Below are 17,811 nucleotides of genomic sequence, written 5' to 3' on the forward strand. Positions count from 1 at the left end.
CGCATTGCGGAGATAAGACGGCGTTTTCGCGGCTCTCTTGACGCGGGGCCGCCTCATAGCCCATATGTTCCGTCATGAACGGTCTCCTCGTCATTTGCGCCATTTGCCGCGAGATTACGAGCTAGCGATTCGCTGGCTGGAGCCGTCTTTTCTCAAAACCATTGAGAGCACTGGACGCCCGGCCAACAGCCGACGGGTATCCTTATGGAATTGCGCCTTTACGATACGCTGAGCCGGGAAAAGCGCACCTTCGTGCCGCTCGATGCCAAGAACGTCCGCATGTATGTCTGCGGACCGACGGTCTATGACTTCGCCCATATCGGCAATGCCCGGCCGGTGATCGTGTTCGACGTGCTGTTTCGGCTGCTGCGCCATCTCTACGGTGAGGCGCACGTCAAATATGTCCGCAACATCACCGACGTGGACGACAAGATCAACGACCGCGCCGCGCGGGATTTCCCCGGCCTGCCGCTGAACGAGGCGATCCGGAAAGTCACCGAGCAAACCGGCAAACAGTTTCACGCTGACGTCGACGCGCTCGGCGCGCTGCGGCCGAGCGTCGAGCCGCGCGCCACCGAGCATATCGGCGAGATGCGCGAGATCATCGAACGGCTGGTTGCCGGCGGCTTTGCCTATGTTGCCGAGGATCACGTGCTGTTCTCGCCGCAGGCGATGAACGCGGCCGATGCCGGGCTGCCGCGCTATGGCGCGCTGTCCAATCGTTCGCTGGACGAGATGGTTGCCGGCGCCCGCGTCGATGTCGCGCCCTACAAGAAAGGCAACACCGACTTCGTGCTGTGGAAGCCGTCCAAGCCCGGCGAGCCGTCATGGCCGTCACCCGCCGGCGTCGCCGCGCAGGGGCGCCCGGGCTGGCATGTCGAGTGCTCGGCCATGGCCTGGAAGCATCTCGGCGAGCACTTCGACATCCATGGCGGCGGCATCGATCTCGTGTTTCCGCATCACGAGAACGAGGTCGCGCAGACCTGCTGCGCCTTCCACCGGGAGCGCATGGCGAACTACTGGATGCACAACGGCTTCCTGCAGGTCGAGAGCGAGAAGATGTCGAAATCGCTAGGCAACTTCGTCACGATTCACGAGCTGCTCGCGGACTGGCCGGGCGAAGTGCTGCGCCTGAATATGCTCAAGACGCATTACCGCTCGCCGATCGACTGGACGATGAAGTCGCTGGAGGAGAGCGCCAGGACGCTCGACGATTGGTATCGGGTTGCGGCTGACGTCGCATCCGGCAAGCCCGCCCCCTCACTGGTCGAGCCGCTGCTCGACGACCTCAACACGCCGCTGGCGATCGCGGCGCTGCATGGGCTGCGCGGCAGCGATGTTGGTGCCCTCGCGGGTTCGTTGCGTCTGCTCGGCTTTCTCTCCGAGAGTGCCGCGCAGTGGGAAGGACGCAAGCAGCAGGCGAGCGGCGTCGATGCCAAGGAAGTCGAGCGCCTGATCTCGGAGCGGACGGCCGCGCGTGCGCGCAAGGACTTTGCGGAGTCCGATCGTATCCGCGATCTGCTCGCCACGATGGGCGTTGCGATCAAGGATTCCAAGGAAGGGACGACGTGGGAGGTCGTACGATGAAGCGGCCCGACACGCCTTTTCCGCGGCACTGGTTCTATTACATCGCGCTGAAAATCCTGCTGCTCGGCGCTGCCGTGGCGCTGGCGCTGAAACTCTATGGGATGTGGTGAAGACGATGGCACAAGCACTCCCAAAGCCTGGCTTGCGGCCCTTCCTGCCGGAGGACGTGCCGGTTCTCGCCGCGATCTTCACCGCCAGCATCGAAGAGCTGACCGGCGAGGACTATAGCGAGGCCCAACAACAGGCCTGGATGGCGTCGGCGGAAGACGAAGAGTTCGGCAAGGGGCTCGCCTCCGACCTGACGCTGATCGCAACGCTGGAGGGGTCACCGGTGGGTTTTGCCTCGCTGCAGGGCAAGGATCATATCCGCATGCTCTATGTGCATCCGGCCGTGGCCGGGCAGGGCCTCGCGACCATGCTCGTCGATGCGCTGGAAAAGCTTGCGGGCGGCCGCGGCGCCGACAAGCTGACGGTCGATGCCAGCGACAACGCGCAGGGCTTTTTCGCCAAGCGCGGCTATGTCGCCATGCAGCGCAACAGCATCACTGTCAACGACGAATGGCTGGCCAACACCACCATGCAGAAGACGCTCGGCAGTGGACCCGCGTCGGGAGCGCTGCAATGAGCAAGGAGCGCCTCTATCTGTTCGACACCACGCTGCGCGACGGCGCGCAGACCAACGGCGTCGATTTCACGCTGACCGACAAGCAAATCATCGCCCAGATGCTCGATGAACTCGGCATCGACTATGTCGAGGGCGGCTATCCCGGCGCCAATCCGACCGACACCGAGTTCTTCGGCACCAAGCCGAAGTTTTCGCATGCGCGCTTCACCGCCTTCGGCATGACGCGGCGAGCGGGGCGCTCGGTTTCCAACGATCCCGGTGTGGCCGGGCTGCTGGAGGCCAAGGCCGACGTGATCTGCTTCGTGGCGAAGTCGTCGGCCTATCAGGTGCGCGTTGCCCTGGAGACGACGAAGGAGGAGAACCTCGCCTCGATCCGCGACAGCGTCGCAGCAGCCAAGGCCGCCGGCCGCGAGGTGATGCTCGACTGCGAGCATTTCTTCGACGGTTACAAGGAGGATTCCGGTTTCGCGCTCGCCTGCGCGAAAGCTGCTTATGAAGCCGGCGCGCGCTGGGTGGTGCTGTGCGACACCAACGGCGGCACCATGCCCAACGAGGTCGAAGCGATCGTCACCGAGGTGACGAAGCACATCCCCGGCGATCATCTCGGCATCCACGCCCATAACGACACCGAGCAGGCGGTGGCGAATTCGCTCGCCGCGGTGCGCGCCGGCGCGCGGCAGATCCAGGGCACGCTGAACGGCCTCGGCGAGCGCTGCGGCAATGCCAATCTCTGCTCGCTGATTCCGACCTTGAAGCTGAAGGCCGAGTTTGCTGACGCGTTCGAGATCGGCGTCACGGCGGAGAAGCTCGCGACCCTGGTCAAGGTGTCGCGCACGCTCGACGATATGCTCAACCGCGTTCCGAACCGGCATGCGGCCTATGTCGGCGAGAGCGCGTTCGTCACCAAGACCGGCATCCATGCCTCTGCCGTGCTGAAGGATCCGCAGACCTACGAGCATGTCTTGCCGGAGCTGGTCGGCAATCATCGCAAGGTGCTGGTGTCCGATCAGGCCGGCCGCTCCAATGTCATTGCCGAGCTCGACCGCGCCGGCATCGCCTATGAGAAGAGCGATCCGAAACTGTCGCGGCTGGTCGAGGAATTGAAGGAGCGCGAGGCGCAGGGCTACGCCTATGAATCCGCCAACGCCTCGTTCGAGCTGCTGGCGCGGCGCACGCTCGGCAAGGTGCCGCACTATTTCGAGGTCGAGCAGTTCGACGTCAATGTCGAGCAGCGTTACAATTCGCATGGCGAACGCGTCACCGTGGCGCTGGCGGTGGTCAAGGTCGACGTCGCCGGCGAGCATCTGATCTCGGCGGCCGAAGGCAACGGTCCCGTCAACGCGCTCGACGTCGCGCTGCGCAAGGATCTCGGCAAGTACCAGAAATATATCGAAGGCCTGACGCTGATCGACTATCGCGTGCGTATCCTCAACGGCGGCACCGGCGCGGTCACGCGCGTCCTGATCGAGAGCGAGGACGAGAACGGCGACAGCTGGACCACGGTCGGGGTGTCCCCCAACATCATCGACGCCTCGTTCCAGGCGCTGATGGATTCGGTGATCTACAAGCTGGTGAAGTCGGGCGCGCCGGCGTAGGGCGGCGGTGCCACAAACGGGATGACGAGCAGGAGAGGGGGCGCGACCCATGATCGATCACATCTCTGTCGGCGTCAGCGATCTCCAGCGCTCGGCGACATTTTACGAGGCAACACTCGCCGCGCTCGGTCTCGCTCGCCTCGTCACGCGGCCGCGGACGATCGGCTTCGGCAAGGCCTATCCCGAATTCTGGATCAATCTGCGCGAGGGCATGCCGCACGTGCCGCCGGAGAGCGGCGTCCATATCTGCCTGCGGGCAAAGACGACCGTCGAGGTCGATGCATTTCACGCCGCAGCGCTGTCGGCCGGCGGCGCATCCGACGGCGCGCCGGGTATCCGCCCGCACGATCGCGTGCGTTATTACGCAGCCTTCGTTGTCGACCCCGATGGTAACCGGATCGAGGCGGTGACGTTTCCTGCGGACTAGAGCTTGCGCGCCATTTCCGGTGCGAGCTGCTTTTCCGCATCTTCGATCTGCGCTGCAGCCGATTTCAGCTTCGGCAAAATCTCTTCGATCCGATCGGCCTTGAGGATGTCGACCGAAAGGCCGGCGCGGATGAACTCGGTCTGGCGCATGTGCGACAGCAGCGAGAACAGCGGCTCCCAGAAATTATCGATGTTGGCCAGCAGCACCGGCTTGGCGTGACGTCCGAGCTGCTTCCAGGTCAATTGCTCGACCAACTCCTCCAGCGTGCCGACGCCGCCCGGCAGCGCCACGAAGGCGTCGGAGCGTTCGAACATCAGTCGCTTGCGCTCGTGCATGTCGGGGGTGACGATCATCTCCTGCACGCGCGTCAGCGCGTTTTCCCGCATCCGCAGGAAATCGGGGATGATGCCGGTGACAGTGCCGCCGTGATCGAGGACGGAGGTCGCCACCGAGCCCATCAGGCCGAGCGAGCCGCCGCCATAGACGAGGCGGATGTTGTTCTCGGCGAGCGCCTTGCCGAACGCCTTGGCGCCTTCGGTGAAACGGGGATTGGTTCCTGGGCCGGAGCCGCAATAGACACAGACGGTTTTGATCGTGCTCATTGGTGCCATGATGCATTGCAGCGAAGGGGCGTCAAGCCCAATCGGTGATTCGGGGCTTCCGGAAATCTACCGGTAAACCACGACGAACAATCCAAGATTCGCCATCTGGCGGGGTGCATGGGCATCGGTAAGGCTCTATATGACAAACGAAAATCCTTAATGGCAACGCAGCCCGCATTCGACGGGCTTTTCAGGCTTCTTGATGGACCAAGCTCAATCGCCCGCCGGCGCCAACGTTCCTGATCCCGCCGGGGGGCCGCTGGAGCGGGCCACGCTGATGGGCACGCTGGCGCATCTGTGGCCCTATATCTGGCCGGGCGACCGTTTCGACCTGAAGATGCGCGTGGTCTGGTCGATGGTGCTGCTGCTCGCCGCCAAGCTGATCACGCTGACGGTTCCTTTCAGCTTCAAATGGGCGACCGACGCGCTGACCGGCGCCAACAGTGCGCCAGTTCAGGCCGACAATTGGCACCTCTGGGTGATCGCCTCGCCGCTGCTGCTGACCGCCAGCTACGGCGTGATGCGCATCGTGATGGCGGTGCTGACGCAATGGCGCGACGGCATTTTCGCGCGCGTTGCCATGCACGCGGTGCGCAAGCTCGCCACCATCACTTTCATCCACATGCACGAGTTGTCACTGCGCTTCCACCTGGAGCGCAAGACCGGCGGCCTGACGCGCGTGCTCGAGCGCGGCCGCGAGGGCATCGAGGTCATCGTGCGCATGGTGATCCTGCAGCTGATCCCGACCATCGTCGAGGTCTCGCTGCTGATGGCCGTGCTGCTGTGGCAGTTCGATTGGCGCTACGTGCTTGCGACCCTCGTCACTGTCGCGGTCTACATGTACTACACCTACATCGCGACCGAGTGGCGGATCGGCATCCGCCGCAAGATGAACGATGCCGACACCGAGGCGAACACCAAGGCGATCGACTCGCTGCTCAACTACGAGACCGTCAAATATTTCAGCGCCGAGGCCCGTGAGTCACAGCGCTACGACCGGTCGGTCGCGCGTTACGAGGAGTCGAGCGTCCAGGCCTATACTTCGCTGGCCGTGCTCAACACCGGGCAGGCCGTGATCTTCACGCTGGGGCTGACCGCGACCATGCTGATGTGCGCGATCGGCGTGCGCAACGGCACCAACACGGTCGGCGATTTCGTGCTGGTCAACGCGATGATGATCCAGCTCTACCAGCCCTTGAACTTCATGGGCATGGTTTATCGCGAGATCAAGCAGGCGATCATCGACATCGAGAAGATGTTCAACGTGCTGGGGCGCGAGGCCGAGATCAAGGATGCGCCGGGCGCGAAGCCACTGGTGGTCTCCGCGGGCAATGTGCGTTTCGAGGATGTGCGCTTTGCCTATGAGCCGTCCCGTCCGATCCTCAAGGGCATCAGCTTCGAGGTGCCGGCCGGCAAGACGGTCGCGATCGTCGGCCCGTCAGGTGCGGGCAAGTCGACCATCTCGCGGCTTCTGTTTCGCCTCTACGACATCTCGGGCGGCAAGATCCTGATCGACGGCCAGGACATTCGCGAAGTCACGCAGGCGAGCTTGCGCGCGTCCATCGGCATGGTGCCGCAGGACACCGTGCTGTTCAACGACACCATCCGCTACAACATCCGCTACGGGCGTTGGGACGCCAGCGATGCCGAGGTCGAGCAGGCAGCGCAGCTGGCGCAGATCGATCATTTCATCCGCATGGCGCCGAAAGGCTACGAGACCCAGGTCGGCGAGCGCGGCCTGAAACTGTCCGGCGGCGAAAAACAACGGGTTGCGATCGCGCGCACCGTGTTGAAGGCGCCGCCGATCCTGGTGCTGGACGAGGCGACCTCCGCGCTTGACACCCACACTGAGCACGAAATCCAGGGTGCGCTCGAGCGCGTGGCGAAGAACCGCACTTCGCTGGTGATCGCCCATCGGCTCTCGACCATCGTCGGCGCCGACGAGATCATCGTGCTGGACCAGGGCCGCATCGCCGAGCGCGGCACCCACGCGAAACTGCTTGGGGAGGGGGGACTTTACGCCAGCATGTGGAACAGGCAGCGCGAGGCCGAGGCGGCGCGCGAGAAACTGGCGAGGATGGCCGATTCCGGCGAGGCGCCCAACCGGGAGCCACCGCCGGTCGCCGATGTCCTGACGGCGCCTGCGGCGGCGGAGTGACCTTGTCTCCGGTCCCAACTCTGGCCTAAACAACACCACCGCGCGGGACGACCTGCGCCATCAACCCTGAGCGGCAGATAGCGATGTCCATTCTCGATTCGATCCAGCGTCAGATCCCGCCGATCCACAAGGAGGGATATCCCTTCATCGGCGGCTTTGCGCTGGCAAGCCTCCTCCTGTTCTGGCTGTGGTCGCCGTTGGGGTGGATCGGCACCATCCTGACCGTATGGTGCGCGCTGTTCTTCCGCGACCCCGTGCGCGTGACCCCCGTGCGCGAGGGGCTCGTGGTGTCGCCCGCCGACGGCCGCGTCTCGATGATCACTATGGCGCTGCCGCCGGCCGAGCTCGGCCTCGGCGATCGGCCGCTGCCGCGCGTCTCGGTGTTCATGAGTGTGTTCAACTGCCATGTGAACCGCAGCCCGATCGCGGGCCGGGTGGACCGTATCGCCTACCGGCCCGGCCTGTTCATCAATGCCGAGCTGGACAAGGCGAGCGAGGACAATGAGCGCAACTCGCTGGTGATCACGACGCCGACGGCGCGGATCGGCGTGATCCAGATCGCGGGTCTGGTCGCCAAGCGCATCGTCTGCTTCGTCAAAGAGGGGCAGGCAATCGGCGCCGGTGAGCGCTTCGGTCTGATCCGATTCGGCTCGCGGCTCGACGTCTATCTGCCGCTGGGCACGAAGGCGCTGGTCTCGGAAGGCCAGACCGCGATCGCCGGCGAGACGATTCTGGCGGATCTTGCCGGAGACGACCCGAGCCGCGCCTACCGTGCCAATTAACCAATAAGTCGGTCCTGAGGGGCCTTCCGCCGCAATGGCGGAGGGGAACGCGGCTTGCTATATCTCGCCCCAAGGTGAGGACGAGCCATGACGCCTTATGACTTCAAAGATCCTGATGTGCGCCGCCGGCGGTTCCGCCCGATCCCGGTGCGCATGCTGGTGCCCAACGTCATCACGCTGCTGGCGATCTGCGCCGGCCTGACCTCGATCCGGCTCTCGATCGAGGGGCGGATGTCGCTCGCGGTCTACGCCATCGTGTTCGCGGCGGCACTCGACGGCATCGACGGCCGCATCGCGCGCATGATCAAGGGGCAGTCCAAGTTCGGCGCCGAGCTCGACAGCCTCGCCGACTTCGTCAATTTCGGCGTGGCGCCCGGCCTGATGCTGTATTTCTGGCAGCTGCACGAGCTCGGCAATGCCGGCTGGATCGCCGCCATGGTGTTTGCGATCTCCGGTGGCCTCCGCCTGGCGCGCTTTAATGCCACCATGGACGATCCCAACAAGCCGGCCTTTGCCGCCAACTTCTTCACCGGCGTGCCGGCGCCGGCCGGCGCGATCACGGTGCTTCTGCCGATCTATGTCGCGTTCCTCGATCTCGGCCGGCTGCCTGCGGCGGTGACGGCTGCGTATACGCTGCTGATCGCCTTCCTGATGGTGTCGCGCCTGCCGGTGTTCTCCGGCAAGACCAAGCGCATGCGCGTGCCGCCCGAGCTGGTGCTGCCGGCGTTCGTCGCGGTGGTCGTGTTCATCGCGATCCTGATCGCCTATCCCTGGCACGTGCTGTCCATCGGAACGGTGCTGTATCTGCTCGCTTTGCCGCTCGGCTACAAATCCTATCGCGACCAGGCGCGCGCGATGGAAGCCACCGCGCCGGCTGGAGGCGAGGTCTCCTCGCCGCCTTCGGCGCCGACGCTGGCAAACCTGTCGGAGCCGCCGCGCGAAGACGACCGGCCCGACCGGCTGCACTGAACGGCAAGCGCCAAGCAGCCAAGGCACTGAACAGCGAGACTTGGATATCTGCCATGAGGCGCCCTGAGTTGGGTTGAGGCCCGATCTCGGCTATATCGCCCGGTGCAGGCGGCACCGCACCAACAGCGGCCGCCAATCTGGGAGAGAACGCTGTGACGAATACTGCGACCGGGCCGCTGCCCGCTTCCGTCCTCGAAGCGCTGGGCCGCTATGACACGCCGACGATCTGCAATGCCATGGAGATCGTGGCGCCCGAGCGCCGGCTGATCGGCTACACCACCAAACCACTGGTCTGCCCATTTCCCGATCTGCCCCCGATCGTCGGCTATGCCCGCACGGTCGCGATCCGCTCGGTGCTGAAAAATTCACTACCGCCGGAAGAGCAGTCCAAGCGCCGCATCGCATATTACGAATATGTCGGTACCGGCCACGGTCCGCGCATCTCGGTGATCCAGGACATCGACGGTCCCGACGTCGGCTACGGTGCGTTTTGGGGCGAGGTGCAGAGCAACGTGCACAAGGCGCTCGGCTGCCTCGGCGTCATCACCGACGGTTCGATCCGCGACATTCCGCAATGGGCGCCGGGCTTCCAGGCGCTGGCCGGCTCGATCGGCCCGTCGCATGCGTGGGTGCATGCCGAGAGCTTTGGCGGCGAAGTGCGCGTCGCCGGCATGACCGTGAAGTCGGACGATCTGATCCATGCCGACCAGCACGGCGCCGTCGTAATTCCGCACGATATTGCCGCAAAGCTGCCCGAGGCCGCCGAACTCTGTGGCCGCCGCGAGACGCCGATCCTCGAGATCGCCCGCAGCCCCGACTTCTCGTTGGAGAAGTTGAAGGCTGCGCTGAAGCGCTCGGCGGAGATTCACTAACGGCGGGACCGCGATGATCTACGGTTGCGACGCCGCTCGCAGGCTGCCCTGTTCCGTCAGGAACAAGGCGGCCTGATCCGGCTCGCCGAGCACCGCGGCAGCGCATCCGATCAAGGTGAAGCCGCCGGCAAAATCCCACAGGGTGATATCTTCCGCATTGTCCGGCATGTGGATCAGGTGCGCTGCGATCCCGGCGAGGGCCGCCTCGGCAAAGAGCAGCACGCTGAACGCCGGCAGGACGAGCCCGGGTTCGAGCATGTGGAGCGCCAGCACTGCGGGAAGCGCGGTGAGAAGACTGAACAGCGTCACCATTGCGATGCCTTCCGCCATGAGGTGCCGGCCGGGTCCAGAATACCAATTGATCGGTCGCCCCCGATGTGGCGCAGGGCCGCAGCCGAAGGGATCGCGTGCACGGGTGACGGGTGCGCGCGACACCGTATGGTTAGCAAAATGTTGAGATCCGTGTCGGCAGTCGGCAAAAGCCGGCGCCTTTCAGCGCGCTGCGGCCGCCAGGCGCGCCGGCTCAACTTAACCTTTACGCGTCTTTAATCGCGGCTCACTAGGGTTTCCGATGCGGTTCGGGGTTGGGCCGCGCCATCGGCCAGGACGGCCGTTGTTGCGTTCGCGTTGGAGTCTCCCATGGATATCATGACGAGCATCGGGCTCGTGGCGGGCATTGTCGTCATCGCGACGATGATGCTGCTGGGCGGCGATCTCCACATGTTCGTTTCCGAGCATGCGATGATCATCATCTTCGGCGGCTCGACGGCCGCGACCATGATCCGCTTTCCGCTCTCGACGCTGATCCACGGCCTACCGCTCGGCGCCAAGTTTGCCTTCACTATGAGCCGTCTGTCGGCGCACGATCTGGTCGACGAACTCGCCCGCATCGCCGAGATCGCCCGCAAGCAAGGGCCGGTGGGTTTGGAAAAGGTCGAGACCGACGAGCCGTTCCTCGCCAAGGGCATCCGCTACGTCGCCGACGGCTACGACCTGGACTTCATTCGCGACAATCTCGAGCGCGACCGCGATAATTTTTTGATGCATCTGGATGAAGGCAGCAAGATCTACCGCGCCATCGGCGACTGCGCCCCGGCCTTCGGCATGGTCGGCACGCTGATCGGCATGGTGCAGATGTTCGCCAACATGACCGACCCGTCAAAGCTCGGCCCGTTCATGGCGACCGCGCTGCTCGCGACTCTCTACGGCGCGCTGGTCGCCAACCTGTTTTGTACCCCGATCGCCGACAAGCTGCATGGAAAGCTCCTGGACGAAGAGACCAACCGCACGCTGATCATCGACGGCATCCTGATGATCCGCGACTCCAAGAGCCCCACGTTGGTCCGCGAAATGCTGCTGGCCTATCTGCCCGAGAAGCACCGCCACGCTGAAGGCGAGCCGGTGCCGGCCTGAGGCCGCGCGCCGGGATTTGAGATATGGCCAAGAAGAAGCGCGGCGATTCACACGGAGGCGGTCACGGCTGGTTCGTGACCTTCGCCGATCTGATGGGCCTGATGATGAGCTTCTTCGTGATGCTCGTCGCGTTCTCGACCCAGGATGCCAACAAGCTGAAGGTCGTCGCAGGCTCCATGCGCGACGCCTTCGGTGTCCAGACCGAAGCGCGCTATTCCGGCATCGTCGAGTCCGACGGGCTGCCGACCCGCCCTCGGCTGAAGAACGTCGATCACATTCAGCCCGAGGACTCTTCCAACACGCCGACGCCGGACCAGGAGGATCGTGACCGCACGTCGGGCGCGAAGATCAAGGTCGACCGCAATTTTGCGCTGGCGGCGGCCTCGCTGCGCCAAGCGTTGCAGGACATGCCGGAATTGACCGAGATGTCGAAGCACATCATGTTCGAGGAGACCAAGCAGGGCCTCAACCTCGAGATCGTGGACCAGGACGGTCGCTCGATGTTCGCCGACGGCTCCAAAGTCCCCTATGACCGCACCCGCCGCCTGATCGAGAAGCTCGCTGTCCCGCTCAAGGCGACGCCGCTGCGCGTCTCCATCGCCGGCCACACCGCGGCTGGATTCGTGCCGACCCGCAGCGACTACGGCGCCTTCGATCTGTCGGCCGACCGCGCCAATGCCGTGCGTCAGATCCTCGAACGCGAGGGCCTGCCGGCCGCCCATGTCTTCGCCGTCGCCGGCAAGGCGGATACCCAGCCGCTGTTTCCGGACGATCCCTCGCTCGCGGCCAACCGGCGGGTGACCATCACCCTGATGCGCGAAGATCCGCCGCTGCCGCCGAATCTGAAGCCGTAGGGCGCATTCGAGCGAAGTGGACCCTGTTTCGCGCGAAGAAGCGCGACAAAACAAGGATGTAGAGCCAATTCCCGTTCAATCGGGGACTGAAGGCTCAGGGCTCTTGTGCCACCATCTTACCTGAGGCATGTCGTCGCGTGGGCAACGACCGTTGCTGCGCCGTCACAGCATCTGGCCCGGTGCCTGCTATGATGATGTGCCGATTGACAGGGGCGCCGGAACCGTCAAAAGGCGCCGGATCAATTCTCGGGCAGAAGCGTTCCAGTTTCATATGACGGCGAGCATCACATCGACCGAAGCTCCGGACGGGCCGGTCACCTCGGGTTTCTGGGGCCTGACGCTCGGGAGCATCGGCGTCGTCTTCGGCGACATCGGCACGTCGCCGCTCTACGCATTCCACGAGGCCGTCAGGGGCGCGGCCCATGGCCAGCCGGTCTCGCGGGTCATGGTGCTCGGCGTGCTCTCGCTGATCCTTTGGGCGCTGCTGATCGTCGTCACCGCCAAATACGTGCTGCTGCTGCTGCGCGCCGACAACAACGGGGAGGGCGGCACGCTTTCCCTCATGGCGCTCGGCCAGCGCGCGCTCGGGCGGCGGAGCTGGTTCCTGATGGCGCTCGGCGTCGTCGGCGCCTCCATGTTCATCGGCGATTCCATGATCACGCCAGCGATCTCGGTGTTGTCGGCGGTCGAGGGTCTGAAGCTCGCAACGCCCGCCTTCGAGCACTATGTCGTTCCCCTGACCGTTCTCATCCTGACGCTGCTGTTCGCGGTCCAGAGCAAGGGGACGGCACTGGTCGCCTCAGCCTTCGGGCCGGTGATGGTCGTCTGGTTCACCGTTCTTGCCGTGCTGGGTGCCGTTCACATCGCCGACGATCCGTCGGTGCTGGCAGCGATCAATCCCTATTACGCCCTGCAATTCCTGCTGTCGCACGGCACGATCGGCCTGGTGACACTGGGCGCGGTGTTCCTCGCGGTGACCGGCGGCGAGGCGCTCTACGCAGACCTCGGCCATTTCGGCCGCAAGCCGATCCAGTCGGCCTGGATGTTCTTCGTGCTGCCTGCGCTCCTGATCAACTATTTCGGGCAGGGCGCACTGGTGCTGTCGGATCCCAGCGCGATCGAACACTCCTTCTATCGCATGGTGCCCGAGCATTTCGTGCTGCCGCTGGTCGGACTTGCGACCGCGGCGACCGTGATCGCGAGCCAGGCGGTAATCACGGGGGCCTATTCCCTGGTCTATCAGGCAGTGCAGCTCGGCCTCCTGCCGCGCTTCGAGGTGCGCTTCACCTCGGAAACTCATGCCGGCCAGATCTATCTGCCGCGTGTAAACCGGCTGCTGCTGATCGGTGTGATGCTGCTGGTGCTGTTGTTCCACACCCCCAGCAATCTGGCTTCGGCCTACGGTATTGCGGTCTCCACCACCATGGTTGCTGACGGCATCATGGGCTTCATCGTGATCTGGAAATTGTGGAACTGGCGCGCGGCGACGGCCGCAGCGGTGATCCTGCCCTTCGTCGTGGTCGACATCAGCTTCTTCAGCGCGAATCTTCTGAAGCTGCTCGAAGGCGCCTGGGTGCCGCTGCTGTTCGGCGTGATCATGGCCGGGACAATCTGGACCTGGCGGCGAGGGTCCGGGATCCTGATCCAGAAAACGCGCCGCATCGAGGTGCCGCTGGACGATCTGATCCGGAGCCTGGAAAAGCGGCCGCCGCACATCGTCAAGGGCACCGCGGTGTTCCTGACCAGCGATCCCTCCTTCGTGCCGACCGCGCTGCTGCACAATCTCAAGCACAACAAGGTGCTACACGAGCACAACGTGGTCCTGACCATCGAGACCGCGCATACGCCGCGGGTCGATCTGTCGGAGCGGTTCCGGATGGAGAGGATCAGCGACAAGTTCTTCAAGGTCCGCCTGCGCTTCGGCTACATGGAGCAGCCGAACGTGCCCAAGGCACTCGCGATCGCGCGCAAGCAGGGCTGGCAATTCGACATCATGTCGACCTCATTCTTCGTGTCGCGGCGCTCGCTGAAGGCGTCGGCGCAGTCCGGCATGCCGCTTTGGCAGGACCATTTGTTCATCGCGCTGAGCCGGTCCGCCAACGACGCCACCGACTATTTCCAGATTCCCACCGGACGCGTGGTTGAAGTCGGAACCCAGGTCACCATCTAAACGGCGGCCGGCCAAGCCATGCAAATGTGCATGGCTAAGGTCCAAAATCTGGCTAGGCTATGCCGGCAGCGCAGGCCTATAAGCCCCGCGCCCTTCTGCCGTTGTGCAGTGAAGCATTTTTAGAGGCCACCAGGCTCTCCCATGACAAGTGATATCGCGATTCCCGCCCCGGAAACGGCGGCGGCCAATGGGCATGGCGACGCCCACACCACCGCCGGCTTCGGTGCGCTGACACTCGGCAGCATCGGCGTCGTCTACGGTGATATCGGCACCAGCCCGCTCTACGCGTTCCGCGAGGCGGTGATGGCGGCTTCTGGCGCGGAGGGGGTGCCGACGCCGGCGGCCGTGCTGGGCGTGCTGTCCCTGATCCTGTGGGCGCTCATCGTCGTGGTGACGCTCAAATATGTCGTGATCCTGCTCCGTGCCGACAACAACGGCGAGGGCGGCACGTTGGCGCTGATGGCGCTGGCCCAGCGCGCAGTCGGCACCCGCGGAACAACCATCGTCCTGCTCGGCATCATTTCCGGAGCCCTGTTCTACGGCGACGCCGTGATCACGCCGGCGCTCTCGGTGCTGTCGGCGCTCGAAGGCATGAAGGACGTCACCCTGCACTTCGAGCCCTACATCGTGCCGCTGACCGTGATCATCCTGGTCGGTCTGTTTGCCGTGCAGTCCCGTGGCACCGCTCGCGTCGCCGCCTTCTTCGGCCCGATCATGTGCGTCTGGTTCGCGGTGATCGCGATCGCGGCGATCCACCCGATCATCCAGCAACCGCAGGTGCTGTTCGCGCTGAACCCGCTCTACGCCGTGTCCTTCATGATCCACCACGGCATCATCGGCTTCGTGACGCTCGGCGCGGTGTTCCTGGCGGTCACCGGTGCCGAGGCGCTCTATGCCGACCTCGGCCATTTCGGCAAGCGGCCGATCCAGACCGCCTGGCTGTTCATCGTGGTGCCGTCGCTGGCATTGAACTATCTGGGGCAGGGCGCCCTCGTGCTCGGCGACCCCGGCGCGATCGTGAGCCCGTTCTTCCAGCTCTTTCCGCAAGGTTTTTTCCGCGGCTGCATGGTGGTGCTGGCCACCGCCGCAACGGTTATCGCGAGCCAGGCGGTCATCACCGGTGCCTATTCGCTGACGCGTCAGGCGATCCAGCTCGGTCTGTTGCCGCGGTTTGAAATTCGCCATACGTCCGAAGCCCATTCCGGCCAGATCTTCATCCCGCGCATCAACCAGCTCCTGCTCGTCGCAGTGGTCCTGCTGGTGCTCTTATTCCGCTCCTCCAGCGCGCTGGCCTCGGCCTACGGCATCTCCGTCACCGGGACCATGGTGGTTACGGCGATGATGGGCTTCGTGGTGATCTGGAAGGTATGGCGGTGGTCGCCGTTCACGGCTGCCGCCCTGATCGCGCCGTTCTTGTTTCTCGACCTCACCTTCCTGGCCGCCAATCTGCTCAAGGTGTTCGAGGGCGGCTGGGTGCCGCTGGCGCTCGGCGCGCTCATGATCATCCTGATGTACACGTGGCGGCGCGGCAGCCGGCTGCTGTTCGAGAAGTCGCGCAAGCTCGAATTCCCGCTCGCCGACCTGGTGGCCATGCTGGAGAAGCGGCCGCCGCAGCGCGTGCCCGGCACCGCCGTGTTCCTGACCAGCGACCCCCTGAGCGCGCCGACCGCGCTGATGCATAGTCTGAAGCACTACAAGGTGCTGCACGAGAAGAACGTCATTCTCACCATCGAGACCGCGCAGACCCCGCGCATCGATCCGGCCGAGCGGGTGAAGCTGGAACAGATCTCGCCGACCTTCTCCAAGGTGACGCTGAAGTTCGGCTTCATGGAATCGCCCAACGTGCCGAAGGCGCTGGCGATCGCCCGCAAGCTCGGCTGGCAGTTCGACATCATGTCGACCTCGTTCTTCCTGTCGCGGAGGGCGCTCAAGCCGGCCGCCCATTCCGGCATGCCGCGCTGGCAGGACCGGCTGTTCATCTCGCTCAGCCGTTCCGCCAACGACGCCACCGACTATTTCCAGATCCCCTCCGGCCGCGTCGTCGAGGTCGGCACCCAGGTGACCATCTAAGTGACGATCTGATCCTCCGTTGGAAGGTCGCGCTTCAAGTCGCTGCGATTTAGCTTTAACTTGCGCAAGGCAGCTCAAGCCTTTGTAGCGCTTGATTTTCGCGGGCCAAGAGGCGAGGTTGCCGGCCGCCGGGATCGCCCCGGCAGCGGCCCGCGACGTTGGAGGATGATGTGGCAAATCAAGTACAGGATCTGACCCCGGACGAGGTCTCCAAGGGTGTTGCGGAAGGGCGCTATCTCCTCGTCGACGTGCGCGAGCCGAACGAGGTCGAGGCCGAGGCTTATCCCTACGGCGTGGTCGTGCCGCTCTCGACCTTCGATCCCAAAGCGATCCCCGATCCGGAGGGTAAGGAGGTCGTGTTCGCCTGCCGCTCGGGCAAGCGTTCGGTGACGGCCTCACTGGCGGCGCAGGCCGCGGGCCTGCCTTACGACAAACATCTGGCCGGCGGCATGCTGGGCTGGAAGGCGGCGGGTCTTCCCAGCAAGGTCGGCGGCTGACCCCGCCGATGTTCAAGAGCTCGTCCCTCAACAAGGTCTTCGCAGACCTTCCCGTCACCATCTTCGAGGCGATGTCGCAGGCTGCGCGCGACAATGCCGCCATCAATCTTGGGCAGGGCTTTCCCGACGATCCCGGGCCCGAGGACATCCGCCGCGCCGCGGCCGAGGCCTCGCTGAACGGCTACAACCAGTACCCGTCGATGATGGGCCTGCCGGAACTCCGCCAGGCGATCGCGACCCATTACGGCCACTGGCACGGCCTCGAGCTCGATCCGATGAGCGAGGTGATGGTGACCTCCGGCGGCACCGAGGCCCTGACCTCGGCCATCCTCGCCGTGGTCCAGCCCGGTGACGAGGTGGTGTGCTTCCAGCCGGTGTACGATTCCTATCTGCCGATTATCCGCCAGGCCGGCGGCATTCCGCGCCTGGTCCGGCTCGAGCCGCCGCATTGGCGGCTGAATGAGGACATGCTGAAAAGTGTCTTCAATTCAAAGACCAAGGCGGTGCTTTTCAACAACCCCCTGAATCCGTCCGCGGTGGTGTTTCCGCGGGAGGACCTCGAGCTGCTGGCGCGCTACTGCCAGGAGTTCGACGTCATCGCGATCTGCGACGAGGTCTGGGAGCACGTCACTTTCGACGAGCACAAGCACATCCCGCTGATCACCATCCCCGGCATGCGCGACCGCACCATCAAGGTCGGCTCGGCCGGCAAGATCTTCTCGTTGACAGGCTGGAAGATCGGCTTCGTGTGCGCCGCGCCGCCGTTGCTGCGCGTTGCCGCCAAGGTGCACCAGTTCCTGACCTTCACCACCGCGCCGAACCTCCAGGCCGCCGTCGCCTACGGCCTCGGCAAGCCCGACGAGTATTTCCTGTCGATGCGCAAGGACCTGACGCGGAGCAGGGACCGCCTCGCCAAGGGCCTGGAGAGCCTCGGCTTCCCCGTGCTGAAGTCGCAGGGCACCTACTTCCTCACCGTCGACCTGTCCCCGCTCGGGCTGAACGAGAGCGACACCGAGTTCTGCTGGCGGATCGTGAAGGACTACAAGGTCGCGGCTATCCCGGTCTCGGCCTTCTACGAGCAGGACCCTGTGACCTCGGTGGTGCGCTTCTGCTTTGCCAAGAAGGACGAGACGCTCGACACCGCACTGGAGCGACTGTCGGACGCGGTGCGCGGGCGCAAGAGGTAGGGA

At 64.5% G+C, this 17,811-nt stretch carries 16 protein-coding genes; 14 read left to right on the plus strand and 2 right to left on the minus strand.

What is annotated here, in order from left to right; genetic code table 11:
- Positions 1-204: 204 nt before the first annotated feature.
- From cysS to AC0L23_RS06330, 4 genes are all read left to right on the plus strand, one after another.
- Positions 205-1,587: a cysteine--tRNA ligase gene (gene cysS / locus AC0L23_RS06315; RefSeq protein ID WP_085352745.1), complete on the plus strand. Its 1,383-nt coding sequence runs from the start codon at positions 205-207 to the stop codon at positions 1,585-1,587.
- A gap of 115 nt (positions 1,588-1,702) precedes the next feature.
- Positions 1,703-2,212, plus strand: coding sequence for a GNAT family N-acetyltransferase (locus AC0L23_RS06320; protein ID WP_085385796.1), 510 nt, complete (start codon positions 1,703-1,705; stop codon positions 2,210-2,212).
- On the plus strand, positions 2,209-3,807 hold the full coding sequence (gene cimA / locus AC0L23_RS06325) for a citramalate synthase (RefSeq protein WP_018459349.1): 1,599 nt from the start codon (positions 2,209-2,211) through the stop codon (positions 3,805-3,807). Before AC0L23_RS06320 ends, cimA begins: the two co-directional genes overlap by 4 nt.
- A gap of 49 nt (positions 3,808-3,856) precedes the next feature.
- Positions 3,857-4,234 (plus strand): VOC family protein, encoded by a 378-nt coding sequence (locus AC0L23_RS06330; protein ID WP_018459348.1) that lies wholly within the window; start codon positions 3,857-3,859, stop codon positions 4,232-4,234.
- Here the strand turns inward: AC0L23_RS06330 and AC0L23_RS06335 are convergent.
- Complete coding sequence (locus AC0L23_RS06335) at positions 4,231-4,836, minus strand: LOG family protein (protein ID WP_018459347.1); 606 nt, start codon at positions 4,834-4,836, stop codon at positions 4,231-4,233. The genes AC0L23_RS06330 and AC0L23_RS06335 overlap by 4 nt on opposite strands.
- A gap of 202 nt (positions 4,837-5,038) precedes the next feature.
- Here AC0L23_RS06335 and AC0L23_RS06340 point away from each other — a divergent pair, with 202 nt between their 5' ends.
- From AC0L23_RS06340 to AC0L23_RS06355, 4 genes are all read left to right on the plus strand, one after another.
- Positions 5,039-6,994, plus strand: coding sequence for an ABCB family ABC transporter ATP-binding protein/permease (locus tag AC0L23_RS06340; RefSeq protein WP_018459346.1), 1,956 nt, complete (start codon positions 5,039-5,041; stop codon positions 6,992-6,994).
- A gap of 77 nt (positions 6,995-7,071) precedes the next feature.
- The gene (locus AC0L23_RS06345) at positions 7,072-7,776 is read left to right on the plus strand and encodes a phosphatidylserine decarboxylase (protein WP_256374445.1); all 705 of its coding nucleotides are present in this window, start codon (positions 7,072-7,074) and stop codon (positions 7,774-7,776) included.
- Positions 7,777-7,863: 87 nt separating this feature from the next.
- The gene (locus AC0L23_RS06350; RefSeq protein ID WP_018459344.1) at positions 7,864-8,745 is read left to right on the plus strand and encodes a CDP-alcohol phosphatidyltransferase family protein; all 882 of its coding nucleotides are present in this window, start codon (positions 7,864-7,866) and stop codon (positions 8,743-8,745) included.
- A 152-nt stretch (positions 8,746-8,897) separates the two neighbouring features.
- Positions 8,898-9,617 (plus strand): RraA family protein, encoded by a 720-nt coding sequence (locus tag AC0L23_RS06355; protein WP_018459343.1) that lies wholly within the window; start codon positions 8,898-8,900, stop codon positions 9,615-9,617.
- 18 nt (positions 9,618-9,635) lie between these two features.
- Here AC0L23_RS06355 and AC0L23_RS06360 read toward each other — a convergent pair whose 3' ends face one another.
- The gene (locus AC0L23_RS06360) at positions 9,636-9,929 is read right to left on the minus strand and encodes a hypothetical protein (RefSeq protein ID WP_085353034.1); all 294 of its coding nucleotides are present in this window, start codon (positions 9,927-9,929) and stop codon (positions 9,636-9,638) included.
- Between the two features lie 327 nt (positions 9,930-10,256).
- Here AC0L23_RS06360 and AC0L23_RS06365 point away from each other — a divergent pair, with 327 nt between their 5' ends.
- The 6 genes from AC0L23_RS06365 to AC0L23_RS06390 all read left to right on the plus strand — a co-directional run bounded on the left by AC0L23_RS06365 (position 10,257) and on the right by AC0L23_RS06390 (position 17,808).
- On the plus strand, positions 10,257-11,030 hold the full coding sequence (locus AC0L23_RS06365) for a motility protein A (protein WP_018459340.1): 774 nt from the start codon (positions 10,257-10,259) through the stop codon (positions 11,028-11,030).
- A 23-nt stretch (positions 11,031-11,053) separates the two neighbouring features.
- Positions 11,054-11,884: an OmpA/MotB family protein gene (locus AC0L23_RS06370; protein WP_007592497.1), complete on the plus strand. Its 831-nt coding sequence runs from the start codon at positions 11,054-11,056 to the stop codon at positions 11,882-11,884.
- A gap of 271 nt (positions 11,885-12,155) precedes the next feature.
- Positions 12,156-14,054, plus strand: a complete 1,899-nt coding sequence (locus tag AC0L23_RS06375) for a potassium transporter Kup (protein WP_085385797.1) — start codon at positions 12,156-12,158, stop codon at positions 14,052-14,054.
- A 141-nt stretch (positions 14,055-14,195) separates the two neighbouring features.
- Positions 14,196-16,124 carry a potassium transporter Kup gene (locus AC0L23_RS06380; RefSeq protein ID WP_085352750.1) on the plus strand — a complete coding sequence of 643 codons (1,929 nt, stop codon included), beginning with the start codon at positions 14,196-14,198 and terminating at the stop codon, positions 16,122-16,124.
- Between the two features lie 170 nt (positions 16,125-16,294).
- Positions 16,295-16,621 carry a rhodanese-like domain-containing protein gene (locus AC0L23_RS06385; RefSeq protein ID WP_063996571.1) on the plus strand — a complete coding sequence of 109 codons (327 nt, stop codon included), beginning with the start codon at positions 16,295-16,297 and terminating at the stop codon, positions 16,619-16,621.
- 8 nt (positions 16,622-16,629) lie between these two features.
- Positions 16,630-17,808 (plus strand): aminotransferase, encoded by a 1,179-nt coding sequence (locus AC0L23_RS06390; RefSeq protein ID WP_085352751.1) that lies wholly within the window; start codon positions 16,630-16,632, stop codon positions 17,806-17,808.
- Positions 17,809-17,811: the final 3 nt, after the last annotated feature.

The sequence above is a fragment of the Bradyrhizobium sp. MI1.4 genome (assembly GCF_055811315.1).

Excerpts from the sequence above, each read along its gene's own strand:
- AC0L23_RS06350 (WP_018459344.1), top strand. The coding sequence starts at position 7,864 with ATGACGCCTTATGACTTCAAAGATCCTGATGTGCGCCGCCGGCGGTTC.
- AC0L23_RS06335 (WP_018459347.1), bottom strand. The coding sequence starts at position 4,836 with ATGAGCACGATCAAAACCGTCTGTGTCTATTGCGGCTCCGGCCCAGGA.
- AC0L23_RS06360 (WP_085353034.1), bottom strand. The coding sequence starts at position 9,929 with ATGGTGACGCTGTTCAGTCTTCTCACCGCGCTTCCCGCAGTGCTGGCG.
- AC0L23_RS06370 (WP_007592497.1), top strand. The coding sequence starts at position 11,054 with ATGGCCAAGAAGAAGCGCGGCGATTCACACGGAGGCGGTCACGGCTGG.
- AC0L23_RS06375 (WP_085385797.1), top strand. The coding sequence starts at position 12,156 with ATGACGGCGAGCATCACATCGACCGAAGCTCCGGACGGGCCGGTCACC.
- AC0L23_RS06330 (WP_018459348.1), top strand. The coding sequence starts at position 3,857 with ATGATCGATCACATCTCTGTCGGCGTCAGCGATCTCCAGCGCTCGGCG.
- AC0L23_RS06390 (WP_085352751.1), top strand. The coding sequence starts at position 16,630 with ATGTTCAAGAGCTCGTCCCTCAACAAGGTCTTCGCAGACCTTCCCGTC.
- AC0L23_RS06365 (WP_018459340.1), top strand. The coding sequence starts at position 10,257 with ATGGATATCATGACGAGCATCGGGCTCGTGGCGGGCATTGTCGTCATC.
- cysS (WP_085352745.1), top strand. The coding sequence starts at position 205 with ATGGAATTGCGCCTTTACGATACGCTGAGCCGGGAAAAGCGCACCTTC.
- AC0L23_RS06340 (WP_018459346.1), top strand. The coding sequence starts at position 5,039 with ATGGACCAAGCTCAATCGCCCGCCGGCGCCAACGTTCCTGATCCCGCC.
- AC0L23_RS06380 (WP_085352750.1), top strand. The coding sequence starts at position 14,196 with ATGACAAGTGATATCGCGATTCCCGCCCCGGAAACGGCGGCGGCCAAT.
- cimA (WP_018459349.1), top strand. The coding sequence starts at position 2,209 with ATGAGCAAGGAGCGCCTCTATCTGTTCGACACCACGCTGCGCGACGGC.
- AC0L23_RS06320 (WP_085385796.1), top strand. The coding sequence starts at position 1,703 with ATGGCACAAGCACTCCCAAAGCCTGGCTTGCGGCCCTTCCTGCCGGAG.